The organism is Acanthopleuribacter pedis, from assembly GCF_017377855.1.
GTDB classification, from domain to species: domain Bacteria; phylum Acidobacteriota; class Holophagae; order Acanthopleuribacterales; family Acanthopleuribacteraceae; genus Acanthopleuribacter; species Acanthopleuribacter pedis.
In genome coordinates, this window is the sequence record NZ_JAFREP010000017.1 from 32,769 (window position 1) to 48,551 (window position 15,783).

Genomic DNA, 15,783 nt, shown 5'->3' on the forward strand with positions numbered 1-15,783 from the left:
GTTCAACCCATCGCAAATCGTTTGGCCGCAAGACACGCTTTGGTTCCGTGTCTTGCGGCTTTCGTTTATGATGGGCTTTCCCTGATCTACTCCGTTCCCCTGCGAGGATTGAGATGGTTTCACCCTTCGACCTGTCCCAACCGCACGCGGTCGTCTCCCCCGCCGCGCCCGTCGCCACCCGTGCCGCTGTTCCCGGCTCCAAAAGTCTGACCAATCGTTATTTGCTGCTGGCCGCCGCCGCCGCCGGTACCTCTTTTTTGAAGAACCCACTCCATAGCGACGATACCACCTACATGCGCGCCGCGCTGAAGGCGATGGGGGTGACCATCGATGAACAGCCGGAGGGCTGGTCGGTTCACGGGCGCAGCCCGTGGCAAAACCCCACCGAACCCCTGTTCATCGGCAATGCCGGCACCGCCATGCGTTTTTTGACCCCGGCTTTGCCCGCCCAAGGGGTTGCCGCCACCATTACCGGTAACGAACGTATGCTGGTCCGCCCGATCAAAGACCTGGTCGACGGTTTGCGCCAACTCAAAACCGAGGTCGCCTACCGCGGCGAGGAAGGTTTTCCACCGCTGCAATTGCAACCCCCGCTAACCGGCGGCGCCTGTCGCATCCGCGGCGACGCCTCCAGCCAGTACCTCTCCGGCTTGCTCATGGCCTTGCCCACCGCACAACAAGATTCGCTGATCGAGATCGAAGGCCCCCTGGTTAGCCGTACCTATGTCGCCATGACCTTGGACTGTATGGCGCGTTTGGGCGTGACCGTAGGCGTAAACGAGGACCATACCCGCTTCGAAATCGCCGGCGGGCAGACCTACCGCGCTACCGATATCGACATTGAACCCGACGCCTCTACCGCTTCTTATTGGTTCGCGTTGCCGCTCATGGTCGGCGGGACCCTGACCGTTCCGGCTTGTCCCGAACAAAGTCACCAGGGCGATTTCGGCCTGGTTGGGCTTTTGGCCGAGATGGGTGCCCGCGTCACACGTGACGGTGGTGAACTCACCATCAGCGATGCGCCCTTGAACGGTGTCGATGTCGACATGAACACGATGAGTGATGTGGCCCCAACCCTGGCCGTGGTCGCGACCCGTGCCCAGTCACCGACGACCATTCGCAACATCTATAATATGCGCATCAAAGAATGTGACCGTATCGAGGCCCTACAAACCGCTTTCGATCAACTCGGGCTCAAAATGGAAAACGGTCGCGATTGGATCAAAATCTATCCCGGCCGGGTGACGACGCCGGCGCTCGTTAACCCCGAGGATGACCACCGCATGGCGATGGTTTTTGCCCTGCTCGGCCTCGCCGACGGTGGTGTCGGCATCCGCGATCCCGAATGTGTCGCCAAAACCTATCCCACTTTTTACGAGGCGTTTGGCGCGGTGTTGCACCGCAAATAACGGCTGGATGCTTCACCGGGTTGTTCCCACCGCTTTGTCGCTCAATGGCTGCCGTGGCATGAACGCCCCCGCGTAAGATGGCGCCATCGTCCGATGCGGGTTAAGTGCCGGCGGGGAGTTCTTTGGCGAGTGAGCGGCGGGCCCGGTGTTGCTGCCAGGACTCCCAAATCGTCATGCCGCCGATGAAGAGGAAGCCGTTTTGGAACAGCATTAGGAACGGAATGCTGCCCCACACCCCTTCCGTGATCGCCCATATGATGGCGGCCGTGTACATCAAACCGATGGCGAACTCAAACAAACCCCAGCCACCCTTGGGCAAGCGATAGGTTTTCTTTGGCGCCACCGCGTTCGTGCCGACACTGCCCGTTTTGGGTGTGCGCACGAATTCGCTTTGTTGACCAGCCAGTGCTTCAAGTACCGCGCGGGTGTTGTTCAGGCCGAGGCCGAGGCCGATGGACATCAGTGCCGGGATGTAGCGGCGCCGGCCCTTGGCCGTGCCGAACACCGCCCGTTGGCTGGCCATGTAGAACCAAATGAAGGAAAGACTGGCGAGTGTGAACACCGGTCCATCGATCAGAATAATTTGCCACCAATCCCAATGGCCGCGCACCACCATGGAGGGGATGACCAAGAACAAGGTGTTGATCATCATGAGTACGTAAGCCAGGTTGCCCGTGAGGTGGAAGGTTGCTTCCATTTTGACCGCGAGTGGTACTTTGCCGCGCCAAATGTTGCCCAGACTTTTGAGCATGACCTGAATGGAACCTTTGGCCCAGCGGTGTTGCTGGGATTTGAAGGCGCTGGTTTCGATGGGTAACTCGGCCGGGCAAACCACGTTGGGCAGAAACCGAAAACGCCAGCCTTTGAGTTGGGCGCGGTAGCTGAGGTCGAGGTCCTCGGTGAGGGTGTCGTGGTGCCAGCCGCCCGCGTCGTCAATGGTGGCGCGGCGCCAGATGCCCGCGGTGCCGTTGAAATTGAAAAATAGGTTGGAGAAGCTGCGCGTGGCGTGCTCGATGGCGAAATGGGCGTCGAGCATAATCGACTGAACCTGGGTCAGCGTGCTGTAGTCGCGGTTGAGGTGGTCCCAGCGGGTTTGCACCATGCCGACCGCTTCGTCGGCGAAAAAGTGAATCGAACGGTGGAGGAAATCGGTTGGCGGCAGGAAGTCGGCGTCGAAGATGGCAATCAATTCGCCCTTGGCGCCGCGCATCGCGTTGTCGAGGCCGCCCGCCTTAAAACCCACGCGGTTGGTGCGGTGGATGTGTTCGATGTCCAGGCCGCGCGCCGCCCATTCGGCACATTTCGCCGCCGCCAGGGCTCGGGTTTCGTCCGTGGAGTCGTCGACCACCTGAATTTGGAACTTGTCGCGTGGGTACTCAATCGCGGCACAGGCGTCGATGATGCGCTCGACCACCAGCTTCTCGTTAAAAACCGGAATTTGCAGGGTGACCAGGGGTAGGTCGTCAAAGCGTTGTTCGGGTTCGGGTTCCCAAACCACGTTCTTGCGGAACAAGCGGGTTAAAATCAGGCGGTGTGCGCCAAAAATACACAGCACGGCCAAAATCGAAAAGTAGCCGGCCAGGATTAGGCCCGCGTATTCATCCATGAACGACCTCGGATTCCAGCGACACGTTGGGGGTGTTCGCCCGTTTCTCGAAAAACAAAAAAACTACTCTACCGCAAACGGGAAACACGGGCAATTCCCCGCGGCGGGCATGCGTGTCGTGCGCCCGCCGCGAGTCGATCAAAACCTGATTAAAATTCTTCGACCAACGCCTTTGTGTTCAAATCTTCTTTTTGAAGCAAAGCGTGTTGCTCAACGGTTTTCTTGAGATTTTTAATGCGCAGTACGTGGTACTGGTGTTGGACCTCGCCAAAAACTTCGACCTCGCTGTTGATGATGGTGTAGTCGCGAATGAAGTTTTTGCCCACGTCATCGACGGCAAAGCGGTATAAGTCGCCGCCGTCCGTACGCAAACCGAGACGGTGGCCGTCTTTGCACATCGAACCTTTGGTTAAACCCGCCATCTCGGCCAACGAACAATCGTGGCAAACGATATGGCCGACGATGGTGGTGTCCTCGAAGGTATGGCCTTGGGTCCACAATGCCGGTGTCAGAAGGCCGATGACCAAAGCCGCCGCCAACGCCAAGCCGCCGTAAACCGCCCGTTTGCGGAACATGCGCACCGTGCGCTTGCGTTCAAAGGTGCGTTGGATACGCTGTTCCAGACTTTTGGGCATTTCGACGATTTCGGCGTGCGCGCGAATGCGCTTTTTGAGGGCGCCGAAATATTCAAGCTGGGCCTTGGCCTCGGGATGAACCTCAATATACTGTTCGACCGCCATGCGATCCGCCGGGTTCAATTCGTTATCCAAGTAAGCCTGAAGTCGCTCCTCCCAATAATCACGATCCATATTGAGCTCCTCCGACCGATTTTTGATCCTTCCGGGGCGGTACCAAATTGGCGACTTTCCCCTTGATAATGCCCTTTTTACGGGCCAGTTCTTGTAATTCACCTTGGAGCGTTTTGCGAGCGCGGTGCAAGCGGCTCATCACCGTTCCGGGTGGGATTTGCAATACCTCGGCGGCATCGCGGTAACTCAGGTCTTCCATGTCGACCAGCAAAATAACTTCTAAGTAGTGCTTGGGCAAATTGGCCAAGGCGTCGCGGAGTTCGCCGTCCAACACATTGCGGAACAAAAAGTCCTCTGGGTTCTCGGGCAGATCACGGGTGTCTTCCACCAGGAGGCGGTCCACACCGGCCGCCATATCTTCGAAACTGACTTGGTGGCCCTCGCGCTTTTTCTTGCGGTACTTATTAATGAAGATGCTGCGAAGGATGACCAGCATCCATGCCAGTGGGCTGGTACCCGACTGGTATTGTTCAAATTTGTTGTACGCGCGCAGCAAGGTATCTTGAACAAGATCCTCGGCGTCCTTATCGTTTGATGTCAGGCGATAAGCGTAGCGATACAGACGATCCGACAATGGAAGGATCGCGTCGTAAAATTCCTGCACGTCCAACCTCCTCGTGCAACGGAAAACGGGAGAAGTTGGACAAATATTCCCATGGTTCCCCAAATTCCCCAAGAAAATTGCGGCGGGGATGCGCGGTGTTTTTGCTTTTAAGAAGAAGGGTTATCCTGTTTTTACCTAAGTTGATTGAGAAGTCAGCGGCCATATTGCGTTTTAAAAAAAGAAAGGCGCTCCGAGGAGCGCCACCCAATCACGAAAATAAAAACCATGCATAAATGAAAACGAACCAGTTATGAATCCATTGAAAGGTAAAATTTGTTTGTTGCCTGTTAATTTAGCAGGAACCATGCCCGTTTTTTGTTCTTGACTTAGTGACAGCTTGAATTTTTAGCAAGAGGCTAACTTGCACTGAGAGACAACAGGGCTTCTTGAAAGGCGACCGCCGCTTCTTCGCGTTCGACGAGCAGGTGACAGCTATCTTTAATTGCTTTGCGACATTGGGTTTGTGTGACTTTGTCCGTGGCAAGCCGCAGAATTTTGGTCACCCAGTCATCCGGGTCCTTGGCGACACACTGGTCGAGCAAAAGGGGATGACCCATTTGTTGGTAGCAGCCATAGGTGAAACGGCCCCGTAAAAATGTTCCGGGTAGGGTGACGATGGGGGTGCCCATCGCCAAACCTTCGAAGCTGGTATTGCCGCCGCTGAAGTGGAGACTATCGAGCAGCAGATCGCATTGCCGGACCAGGGTAAGGTAATCTCCGTAGTCGAGGCGTGGTAGGAATCGCATGCGTTCGGCGTGTGCACCTAGGTTTCGTTGCCATCGTTTCTTTAACAATGAGGTCCAGTTTTTGCGTTTCCCTTCGACAAAAACAAGAGAAATAGCATGATTTCTCTCTAAAATTTTTTCCAATAGATGATCAAAATCGGGGTGAATTTTAAATAAATTTTGTGGACAAAAAATAAACGGTTTGTCCTCGGGTATGCCGAAATCGCGGCGATTTTTTTCGGGTTGTGCACCCTGTTTCGGCGGTGTGTAATAACAGGGAATGAGCGGGAGCTGTACCAGTCGTTCGCTGTAATGATCGGGGTTGGTATCCTGCCAGGACGTTGCCGTCAGGTAGGCATCGATTGCCGGGACGCCCGTGGTTTCGGGACTGCCCCAAGAGGTGCATTGCCGTCGCGCTACCCGGAGCAGGGCCAAAAAATAATTGAGCGAATCGGAACCCACCTCCCAAAAGTAAACCAGGGAAAAGCGCTGACGGCGGATCTGCTGCAACGCTTCAACCACCTTTTCGCTAACCGGAAGCCAGGCCAAGTCTTCCCGTTGCAAGGCTTGGCGCAACCGAGCCATGGCGGCTTGTGGGGCGATGACGGTCAGCGGTGCCTTTTGTGTATCCCACTGCATAATGAGGCCTTTGCAGCAGGCGAGGAATATGCCTTCATGCCCGTGGGTGACCAGCATGCCGATGTGGTGCCCGTCCGGCGCTCCCGCTTCGCGCCAGGCAAGATCTCCTGGCTGAAACAATTGGGCGTATTGCTGTTTCAGCGCGCGGTTGTTTTCGCCTTGGTAGGCCAGTTGGAACGGGGGATGGACGTTGCTTTTTTCCAGTTCGCCCGCGTAGGCGTCCAGTTGGACCGGCGCTGTTCTATCCAGGTTCTTTTGGAAGCGTTTGCGGGCGTAGCCGACGGCTTTTGGCGATGCTGGAATCATGGGGAACACCAACAGCGGCCGCAGATTTTTCAGGGCATGATCCGGTTGATCGGCCGCCGCTTTTTTTAAGTGAACGCCCGCCTCGTGGTCACGGCCCTGCAGCAAATACACAAACGCCAGGTTTTCGTGGGCTTCGATCAACCCATCGTTGAGGCTGACCGCTTTCAGTAACCAGTGTTCCGCTTCCTCCGTTTGTTTTTCGGTTAACAGGACCGCCGCCAAATTGTTGCATGCCTCGGCATTATGGGGATCGCGCTGAACCGCATCGCGATAAAACTGCTTGGCCGCTTGCGAATCGCCCTGGGCGCGGGCCAGGTTGCCCAGATTGGCAACCACCTCGGCGTAATTTGGTTGGTGGCTCAGGGCCTGTTGGTAGGCAATTTTTGCTTCGTCCGGGCGGTTGAGGTAGACCAGGGCCGTGCCGCGATGGTTGTGGGCCTCCGCGCAGGTCGTGTCCAGCGCCAAGGCTGCATCGCAGGCCGCCAATGCCGCCGCCGCTTGTTTTTGAACCAGGAACGCGGCGCCTAGATTTGCGTGGTAAAGGGCGACCCGGGGACGGACGGAAATGGCTTTTCGAATCCAAGCAATCGCCTCATCCGCGTTGTTTTGTTGGAGATAAACCCCACCCAACAGGTGCAATGCATCGGCGTGGCGGGGCTGAACCGCGAGCAGGGCGCGGTAACCCGCGGCGGCTTGCTCCAGTCGGCCCGCTTGGTGATGGGCCAAGGCTTGTTCGAGTGAGGGTTGCGACAACGGCGGCTCTCCTGGGAAGGGGTTTGACCAAATTCTAGCCGGAGGACCGCCGTTTGGCGAGGTTGCTTAGAATGGCCAAATGGCGTGCATCACGCGGGACAACCAACCGGGATTTTGGAGTGCGCTGACCACACCACGACCGTGGTAATACACGTTGAGATCGGCGATCTGACTGGAAGTAATGCTGTTGTCTTTCTCAACCATCAACGGATTGACGATGCCTGACAGGAAAAACTGGACCTGTTCGCCGTTGACGCGCAGGTGTTTTTGGCCCTGCACCACCAGATATCCGTTGGGCAGGACTTGAATCACCCGGCCCGCCACGCTGCCCGTGAAGGACTCACTGCGTCGGGTCGTGCCCTCGCCCTCGTGGGAAGAATCGCTGGAGGCGCCGACCAGGGTTCCATCCGTGGTGCCGGCACCGAAAAACTGCGTGTGGGTTTTTTCAAGACCCAGCAAGTTGGGGACCTTCAATGAGGTTGAGTTGGTGCGTTCTGTGTCCGTGCTGGCATCCGTGGTCGCATTGAAATTCTCTTGGATGCGGATCAAAATGATGTCGTTCATGCGAAAGGCTTTGGTATCCGAGATCAAACCCGATGCCAGGTTTTGATCGCTGAACAAGCTGCCCGGTGCATAAACTTCCGGTGCCGGCGTGTAGTCGGCTTCGAAGGGTGAAACCGCCGGGGGTGGGCCTTCAATTAAGCCGTGGTGGCGCAGGGCACAGCTTTGGGTGAGCAGTGCGCAAACCGCGCACAAGGTGGTTAACCGTATGATTTGTTTTGCTTTCTGAGACATCATGACGTTCCTCCGCGTCCCTGCTTAAGGTGTCAGTTCGACGACCACGCTGCCGTCGGCGTTGACGAGGCCGACGAAAATTTTTCCGGTTTGTAGGTTCTTGAGACGGACATGGTCGCCCGCCGAGCCGTTGTCCATGGCCATCGCTTTCATGCGTACCTTCAGGCTGCCGTTGCGGGCGGTGACGCGGGTCGGTTGGTTGCGGATCACCAAGGGGGTGATCGCGACTTGGTGTTTGGTCAGGACCGAACCCGCGCGAATCATGGTGCGTGCGCTGATCTGGGAAAACTGTTCCGGGGTCACGAGCGGGGCGTTGATGTGGTCGAGGCGGCGGTAATCCCAGGTGACGTCGTCTTCACCAATGATTTGGCCTCGTTCCATGTCGCGGTTGAGCGTGGCTACCAGGCGTTCCACGCTAATCGTGGTTTGCACCAGCACCGTGCGGAACACCCGGTCGTTGACACGCAGGTCCACTGAAAGCGAGTTGCGACCCACCAAACCGCGGTTGCCGCGTTTGCGAATGTTGTAGGTTAATTTTCCCGGCGGCACTTTGCCGATGCGTGGGGTGACGATACGTTCCATGCGGTAATCGTTTTCGGGTGATGATTGCTGCTCGATCCAATGACGTACCGCCTCCTCGAGGTTTGCGGGCGAGAAGTCGCGACCGGCACGACTGACCAATACCGAACGTGCGCCCTGCCATTGGTAGTTGCCGCGGTAGCCGTTGACGCGCAGAATTTGCTCCACTTGGAAGGTTCGCAGCACCCGTTTTCCTTGGATCGGCGGGGCCGAGGTGATCGGGTAATTCTTGAAACCCATTTGCTTAACGCGTTGGTAACTGTCGCTTTGAAGAACGTCGGAAAGCGTGACCTTTTCGGCGTTGACCGTGACCTCTTGACGCAGGGCCAGCGAGAGCACGTTGTTTTCGGCGTTTGCCCAGAGCAACATGCAAAATCCCATCAGTGTCATCATGACCCGCTCCTTATCGCTTCAGACCGGTGATTTCACCGAGGACCGTGTCGGCCGTTCTCACCGAACGCGAGGTCACCTCGAACGCACGCTGGCCGATGATCAGGTTGATCATTTCTTCCGCCACATCAACGTTGCTGCTTTCCAGGAAGTTGGACTGAATTTCCCCGATGCCGGGGCTGCCCGGAACCCCTGTGACCGGTGCGCCGGAGGCGTTGGTTTCTTGGTAAATGTTGCCGCCCATTGCTTTTAAGCCGCTGGGATTAATGAAGGTCGAGAGATTGATTTGACCCAGGTTTTGCAAGTTGGCGTCGCCCGTGTCGGCGGTAACCGTGCCGTCCGTACCGATGACGATGCTGCGTGTTTCCTGGGGAATCGTGATGTTGGGGTTGAGCAGGTAACCCTGGGAGGTTACCAACTGACCGGTTGCGTCCAAGGTGAAGCTGCCGTCGCGGGTGTAACCTGCCGTGCCGTCGGGCAGGGTGACCTGGAAGAAGCCGGAGCCCGTGATCGCTAAATCGAGCGAGCGGTTGGTGTTTTTGAGGCTGCCTTGGTCGAATAAACGGTTGGTTGCCACGACTTTGGAACCCAAACCGATTTGAATGCCGTTGGGGGTTTCCGTTGTGTTGCTGGTGCCGGAGCCCGGTGCCGCCAGCGTTTGGTACAACAGATCGTGGAACTCGGCGCGGACCCGCTTGAAGCCCGCCGTATTGACGTTGGCCAAGTTGTTGGAAATCGTATCGAGGTTCTTTTGTTGGGCGTTCATACCCGAAGCCGATGTCCAAAGTGCTCTCATCATGGCGGTTACTCCTTAAGCTGCCTTAGCGTGGGCCGAGGCTTTGAATCGCGCGGTCGTTCTGCGCGTCAATGGTTTTAATCGAGCGGGTATTCATTTCGTACGCGCGCTGCATTTCGATCAGGCGCATCATCTCTTGCGCCACGTTGACGTTGCTCATTTCCAAGCTGCGTTGGTTCATCTCGCCTTGCGGCTGTTCCACGTTGACCTCGACCGCTTGGGGATCGAGGTTGGCAAGGAGGTTGTTTTCCTCCGGGACCAGCGCTGCTTTATCCTGAAAGGTCACCAGCGCAATGCGGCCGACCTCGTTTTGTTCTTGGTACACCCGGCCTGATCTGTCGATCACCAAATCGCGGGCGTTGGGGTTGAGGGTAATCGGGTTACCGTTACGTCCCAGTACCTCGTAACCTGCTTGGGTAACCAGGGTTGCGCGGTTCGCCTCCGCGCCGTTGGGGCGAATGGTAAATTGGCCGTTGCGGCTGAAACGCGGGCCGAACGGTGTGTTTAATTTAAAGAAACCCTCGCCTTGGATCGCCAAGTCCAGGTTGTTGCCTGTTTGGCGGATCGCGCCTTGCTCTGAATGAATAAAAATCCCGCCCGCGACGGGTTGGTTGTTCGTGGCGCCGTTGAGCGGGTTCCGGGGGCCGTCTTCAAGCGCAAGGTTCAGCGTGCGGAAAAACGGCGTGGTTTTGCGAAAACCCGTTGTATTGATGTTGGCCAAGTTGTTGGACGCGGCGTCCAGTTCCAATTGGCGGGCGATTAAGCCCTGCGCCGCCGTGTACAATTCTGATCGCATCGTTCACCTCGCGGCGAACTTCTAAACCAAGAACTGTGCCAAAAGTTGCAGGTTTGGGTGCTTGCCTTTTTAAGGTTTTTAAAATGAATGGGTTGTGGTCGCATTACGGCGAGGCTCTTAGCAGGGTGTTTTCCGCGAAAAAAGGCTCTGTGTAGAGTAAGTCATTTTAATAGAGTGGCTTGGGTCGCTTGTTTCTGGTTCTGGGAGAAGCATGTTGCCGGGATGCAATTTTTGCCGGGTTACTTTGGCGCTCTTTCGCGCTGAGGGGGAAAGGACCGGCTGTGCTTGATGAACTCAGATGTTGACATCGTTGGTTACGCATCTTGCGACTTAAGATGATTGCTCAATGAAAGATAAGTTAGGCGGTCATAATTCAGTGTTAGTAATATGAAATCGGCGTTTGTGAACCATGGTTGGGTTGTGTTTAGTTTTGCGTTTTTTCGCTACCCGCGCTTCTTAGGGTTTGCCCCCTCCCCACCAAACCTACTTCCCTGTCTGGGGGCTGACGGCAACAAAGGGTCGAACACTGTCGGCTTCCGAAAAGGCTGATTCATGAGAATCGAATAGAACAACCCGTTTGAGGTAAAAGATCAGGGGAAGTCTATTGATATCATTTGCTTGCGAAAGACGGTCCCGCGTATGTGGCTGGTTTTGGTTTAATTCGACCATGTTGGTTGGTTCTCAGGCAGACCCCGTCGGGATGCGTGGAACGAGATAAGGCGTGGGAAGGTATGGGGGAATAACATTATTTTAATCAGATCGTTATGAAAAACGGTTCTAACAAATGGGGCCTGCGGGAAGGTAACCCGCCGGGTCCTTGGTTGTGGTGCCCGGCGGATTGCTTGCTTAGTTACAGGTTTCGTCGATGTTGATGTACAGGAAGTCGCGCAGGTCGATCATGCCGTCGTTGTTGGGGTCACGGGCGACTTGGCGGCGCCAGTCTTGAATCAGCTCGCGCAGATCCTTGATGTCACTGCAGCCGTCGCCGTTCACGTCCTCGAATGCGTCGTCGGCCGCTACCAAAATTCGCGCTTGGGCCGTGCGTTGGTTGGGACCGTCTTCGCCGACGCGTAATTCAACCACGGTCGTTTCCGTCAGGCGCGGTAAGGTGATTTGTGCGTCTGATCCACTCGCCAAGACACGATTTGAAGTGACGTCAATCCATTGCCATTGAGTGCTTCCGCTCATGCATTCGAATGCCGCTTGCAGTTGCACCGGCCTTACGCCCTGCGCCGTCAGCCGTGGACGCACTTGGACATTGGCCGCGTCCACGCCGACCATCGCTGTTTCCGTGGTGAGATCGCCGCAGGCACTGGTGATCACGCAATAATAGGTGCCCGCACCATCTAGGGAAACGGTGCCCAAGGAAAGCACCGCGCCGGTTGCCCCGTCGATGGGTTGGCCGTTTTTCCGCCATTGGTAACCGAGGTTCAGCCCGGTAGCGTCGACGCGTAATTCAGCTTGGTCCCCGACGCACAAAGATAAACTGGCCGGCTGGTTTTCAATGGTGGGCGGGTTGCAGGTGGTGGGGATACAGTCGGGCTCTCGTGCCGCGACCCGTTCCACGTGGCCCAGCATCTGGGCAGGCACCCGTTCCGGGCGGTCGCCGTGGGGATGATCCAACCCCATCGTCAGGCTGATGTTGCTCATGCCGCCCGACAGCAGGTGGCAGTAGCTGAGGATGGTGCCGCAGCCCGCGCCGCGTTCATCGCAGGGCAAGGTTTTGTCTTCATTCGTGCACTGGTCGTAGCACTTATCAATCGGTGGGTTGTAGCAGTGCGTGTGGCCCGAACCAAAGTTGTGGCCCAGCTCGTGCGCCACAACGACAATGTCCCAAACCGAACGGGGGTTGTCGAAGTTGAAACTACCTGAAAGGTTGGCGCTGACCGAATAACCGTTACTCCGAGAACAGAGTTGGCTGCCCCAGGCCACGCCGCCGCCAAGCCCGCGTGAACTGAGGAAGGTCGCCAGGGTGCGGTTGACCTCCGTGCGGTTGGCGCGCCAATAATCGCGAAATTCATGCAATTGATCACCCGTGTTGCCCGCGGTCCAAGGATCGTCGCTGGTCTCCCACAGGAAGGTGTCGCCCACCAGGGTTTGTGTGCCGAGTTCGCGTTCGTATATCAACGAGGTGTAACCGATTAAGTCGCCGATGTAGTCCAGCGCGGCTTGGCGACCGCCCAGTCGCGATAAAAACTCGTGATCCGTTTCCACCGCGATGGTGGTCATGTACCTGGCGCTTAATAACTCGGCGGGAATCGCCAGTTGTTCCGGGTGCAGCATGGGTGGTGCGCCCGGTAAGTCCACGGGCGCCTCGATTTCGTCAGCCTTGCATTCAAACGGCGGCATTTCGGCCAAGCTTTCCCTTGCCAAGGGGGTTGCCGCGATGACCGGATCCTGAGCGCGGGTTTGGTCCCACTGAAGCGACCAGAACTGGTTGGCGTCGGCAATCAAGCCGCGCACATCACCGCTCTCCGCCACCGTCATGAAAACCCGTGTTTGAGGACGGCCGGCAACCGTGCCGCGGTAGTAGGCATGCTCGGGTGGTGCGCTGATTTCCTCGCCTTGGTCGGTAGCGACCACCACGCGGGCATTGGGGTGAAAAACGAGAAAGCGTTCGAGAACCAGGCTCGTTTCCTCGCCGTCGGCTTCAAGCTGGAGGCCGTGGACCACCAACACGTCGTTGACTGCCGGTGAGAAGGCGTCCAATTCGAAGTTGGGCGCGGCGACATGGGTTTCGGTGGATTGGGCAGTGGCCTGCAAGCAGCAGAGACACCAAAATGCGAAAACCACACGTTTGAAGGGTAGAACATACTTGAACAAAGGAATCCTCCCAAAATTGGTCCAATAAATGGATGGTTCGCCCGCGATTCGATTCGCGGGATCGTGGTTGAGAGGACGGTCACGCAATGGAATGAGACGTGAGGGTGGCCGTTCGCCCCATGTGTGGCGAAAAGAAAGGCAATCCCCTAAATTGGCAGGATAATTTTTCCGTCTGTAGAACTATTAATGTGAATCCATAAAAAAGGATCGAAACGGCGTGACACATCAACCATCTGATAATAAAAAAGCATAGCGAAGAGGAACGGGTTAATGGTGAAAAAGCCAAGGCCGGTAGAATATGTCACAATTGAAACCATGTTATGATCTAATTTGACACAGGTGTCATTAAAAATAGTTCGTCGTTTGCTTTTTAAACTATATAAAAACCTTCAGCTTTGCCGTGATTCGGCTCACAGGCAACCATCGTGGGTGTTGAGGTACAAAAAGTCCAACACCGAGAAGCGGCCGTCGCCGTCGGGGTCGTTGTCTGCTGATCGGGGCCAGTTAACGGCGAGGGCCGTGATATCCCTGGGATCGTTGCAGCCGTCGCCGTTGACATCGTGGTGCCCTTCATCGCGGGCCGCCAGCACCCGTGCCGTGCCGATCACCACCGCGTTGGATCCTTCGCCAAACCGTAAGGCCACGGTTGTTGCACCGGGCAACGCGGGCAAGGTTGCCGTGGCCTGATTGGTAAAACCCAGGGCTTGTCCTCGCGTCCGGTCGAACCAATGCCAGTTGGAAAAATCACTGGTGCATTCCAGGTTGGCGCGCAGGGTGATTGGTTTTAGGCCTTGAATCACAAACGACGGGGCAACCGTCGCCGCGTTTTCAGCGACTTCGATTTTAGCGGTGCGGCTCGTAACCATGCCACAAGCCCCTTCGATGACGCAGTAATAGGAACCCCTGTTTTTCTCATCTACCTTGTTAAGTTCGAGTTGTGCGTGGGTCGCATTCGGTATCGCGTGGCCCTCTTTGAACCACTGAAACCTTGTTTGGTCGCCGATCACTTCCACGGTTAGGCGGATGCTGTCTCCGAAACACAAGCGGGCGTCCGCCGGTTCCCGGGCGATTTTAGGAGCCGCGCAGCCGCGTGGGAGGCATGTGGGTTGTTGGTTGGCGACGGCTTGCACGCGGCGTTGCATGTTTTGGGGAACCCGCTCCGGCTGGAACCCATGGGGGTGGCCGAGTCCTAGGGTGAGCGCGATATTGGCTTGTCCGCCGCTGATCAGATGGCAATAGCTCATGATGGTGCCGCAGCCGCCACCCGCGTCACCGCAGGGTAATGATCGCCGCTGGGGTACACATTCGTCGCTGCACTGATCCACGGCAGGGCTCATGCAGTGGGTATGCTCGGCGCCGAAATTGTGCCCAATCTCGTGGGCGACAATGGTCAGGTCCCAGGTGGTAAAAGGGTTATCTGTGTTGAAGGCGCCACTTAGGTTGGTCGAGACCGAATAACCGCGCCGTGGATCACAGAGTGCGTCGAGCCAGGCATATCCGCCGCCCAACCGTCGACCGCTTAAGAAAGTGGCCAGGGTGCGTGGTGTCCCGCGATGTTCTTGGTTCCAATAATCGCCGAACTCCTCGATTTGGGCGACCGGATCTGTCGCGTGCCACGGATCGAATTGATCCGACCACAACGAAACATGGCCGATGGATAGTTGGGTTGATAGTTCTCGTGTGTAAATGACTGAAACCGCGCCGATTAGATCGCCGAGGTAGTCCAGTGCCTGATCCGCGCCGCCTGCTTGATGGTAAAACTCGAAATCGCTTTCAATTGCCAGTGTCGCCGTGTAAGTGTCGCCCAGGAGTTCTTTAGGCAGCGGTGCCGGTGCAAGGGGGCGGTGCCAAGATGGGGGAACCGCGGGGCCGTGTTCCTTTGCCGCGCCGCACTGATAGGCTCGGGGAGCAGAAGGCTGGTGAGAAGTGCGGGCTAGGGCGGTAAGGTTTTTGCCGGCAGCTTCTTCGCCGAATTGCCAGGTAACCCCGCCGTCAGTGATCAGGCCGCGTTTGTCGCCGTTTTCATCAATTGTGAGGAACACACGGGCGTTGGGTTTGCCGATGATTGAGCCGCGGAAATAGGCGTGTTGCGGTGCTTGGAGAAGGGTATCGCCGTCGCGGCCGTGGACGACAATTTCGCTGTCCGGGCGAAACACCAAAAAACGTTCCAACTGCAAATCAACGGCGGCTTTGTGTCCTGGCAGATGCAAGCCTTGGATGGTCCAAGCTTCATGGATACCGAGTGAAAAGGCATCGAGGGCGAGATTGGCGTCGCCTACGTGAGAAATGATGGGTGTGGTCGACCATAGTGGTGTCAGCCACGCGCAAAGCCACAGCAGACGCCACGATTTCCAAACAGGGAAACGAAGCAAGGATTGTCTCCAAAAAATGTTAATAGATAAGCCAAAAAAATCGGCTTAATTTTTGTAGAGCGAGTTGTTCAAAACCTGCATGAGAAATCATAAAAAACAGGCGTTCTGAAGTGGCCTGAGGTTATGAAAAGACCGGTATGATTTGCAAAAGAAATGAGCAGGCCGGCTTAGCCACATGTGTTGGTTGCACCGTGACGAAAACGCATCGGAATACCGATGTTTTGATATTTTAACGGGTGCTTCTCTGGTGGAAAGGTTTAACCCCTAAGCGGTAGAAAAGATCACACAACAAACTACAAAGCGACTCGAAAATGACGATCCGGGTCACATTTTTGTGGCGTCTTAAGGGGGCAGTGATGCGTCAAGCCGGTTGGAAGACGT

Annotated in this window: 11 protein-coding genes; 1 reads left to right on the forward strand and 10 read right to left on the reverse strand. The window is 56.4% G+C overall.

All coding sequences use genetic code 11. From position 1 onward, the window contains the following. Positions 1-113 precede the first annotated feature (113 nt). Complete coding sequence (aroA, locus tag J3U88_RS18060) at positions 114-1,409, forward strand: 3-phosphoshikimate 1-carboxyvinyltransferase (protein ID WP_207860336.1); 1,296 nt, start codon at positions 114-116, stop codon at positions 1,407-1,409. 100 nt (positions 1,410-1,509) lie between these two features. Here aroA and J3U88_RS18065 read toward each other — a convergent pair whose 3' ends face one another. The 10 genes from J3U88_RS18065 to J3U88_RS18110 all read right to left on the reverse strand — a co-directional run bounded on the left by J3U88_RS18065 (position 1,510) and on the right by J3U88_RS18110 (position 15,402). Continuing rightward, complete coding sequence (locus tag J3U88_RS18065) at positions 1,510-3,015, reverse strand: glycosyltransferase (RefSeq protein WP_207860337.1); 1,506 nt, start codon at positions 3,013-3,015, stop codon at positions 1,510-1,512. Positions 3,016-3,164: 149 nt separating this feature from the next. Further along, positions 3,165-3,824: an anti-sigma factor family protein gene (locus tag J3U88_RS18070; RefSeq protein WP_207860338.1), complete on the reverse strand. Its 660-nt coding sequence runs from the start codon at positions 3,822-3,824 to the stop codon at positions 3,165-3,167. Then, positions 3,814-4,428, reverse strand: coding sequence for a sigma-70 family RNA polymerase sigma factor (locus J3U88_RS18075; RefSeq protein WP_207860339.1), 615 nt, complete (start codon positions 4,426-4,428; stop codon positions 3,814-3,816). Before J3U88_RS18075 ends, J3U88_RS18070 begins: the two co-directional genes overlap by 11 nt. 356 nt (positions 4,429-4,784) lie before the next feature. Then, on the reverse strand, positions 4,785-6,851 hold the full coding sequence (locus tag J3U88_RS18080; protein WP_207860340.1) for a tetratricopeptide repeat protein: 2,067 nt from the start codon (positions 6,849-6,851) through the stop codon (positions 4,785-4,787). 66 nt (positions 6,852-6,917) lie between these two features. After that, on the reverse strand, positions 6,918-7,649 hold the full coding sequence (locus tag J3U88_RS18085; protein ID WP_207860341.1) for a flagellar basal body L-ring protein FlgH: 732 nt from the start codon (positions 7,647-7,649) through the stop codon (positions 6,918-6,920). 21 nt (positions 7,650-7,670) lie between these two features. After that, on the reverse strand, positions 7,671-8,618 hold the full coding sequence (gene flgA / locus J3U88_RS18090; RefSeq protein WP_207860342.1) for a flagellar basal body P-ring formation chaperone FlgA: 948 nt from the start codon (positions 8,616-8,618) through the stop codon (positions 7,671-7,673). A 10-nt stretch (positions 8,619-8,628) separates the two neighbouring features. Continuing rightward, positions 8,629-9,414 (reverse strand): flagellar basal-body rod protein FlgG, encoded by a 786-nt coding sequence (gene flgG, locus J3U88_RS18095; RefSeq protein ID WP_207860343.1) that lies wholly within the window; start codon positions 9,412-9,414, stop codon positions 8,629-8,631. 22 nt (positions 9,415-9,436) lie between these two features. After that, complete coding sequence (gene flgF, locus J3U88_RS18100; RefSeq protein WP_207860344.1) at positions 9,437-10,207, reverse strand: flagellar basal-body rod protein FlgF; 771 nt, start codon at positions 10,205-10,207, stop codon at positions 9,437-9,439. 846 nt (positions 10,208-11,053) lie between these two features. Beyond that, the gene (locus J3U88_RS18105; RefSeq protein ID WP_207860345.1) at positions 11,054-13,030 is read right to left on the reverse strand and encodes a M12 family metallo-peptidase; all 1,977 of its coding nucleotides are present in this window, start codon (positions 13,028-13,030) and stop codon (positions 11,054-11,056) included. 410 nt (positions 13,031-13,440) lie between these two features. Further along, the gene (locus J3U88_RS18110) at positions 13,441-15,402 is read right to left on the reverse strand and encodes a M12 family metallo-peptidase (RefSeq protein WP_207860346.1); all 1,962 of its coding nucleotides are present in this window, start codon (positions 15,400-15,402) and stop codon (positions 13,441-13,443) included. Positions 15,403-15,783 lie beyond the last annotated feature (381 nt).

Excerpts from the sequence above, each read along its gene's own strand:
- J3U88_RS18085 (WP_207860341.1), bottom strand. The coding sequence starts at position 7,649 with ATGATGTCTCAGAAAGCAAAACAAATCATACGGTTAACCACCTTGTGC.
- flgA (WP_207860342.1), bottom strand. The coding sequence starts at position 8,618 with ATGATGACACTGATGGGATTTTGCATGTTGCTCTGGGCAAACGCCGAA.
- flgF (WP_207860344.1), bottom strand. The coding sequence starts at position 10,207 with ATGCGATCAGAATTGTACACGGCGGCGCAGGGCTTAATCGCCCGCCAA.
- J3U88_RS18065 (WP_207860337.1), bottom strand. The coding sequence starts at position 3,015 with ATGGATGAATACGCGGGCCTAATCCTGGCCGGCTACTTTTCGATTTTG.
- aroA (WP_207860336.1), top strand. The coding sequence starts at position 114 with ATGGTTTCACCCTTCGACCTGTCCCAACCGCACGCGGTCGTCTCCCCC.
- flgG (WP_207860343.1), bottom strand. The coding sequence starts at position 9,414 with ATGATGAGAGCACTTTGGACATCGGCTTCGGGTATGAACGCCCAACAA.
- J3U88_RS18070 (WP_207860338.1), bottom strand. The coding sequence starts at position 3,824 with ATGGATCGTGATTATTGGGAGGAGCGACTTCAGGCTTACTTGGATAAC.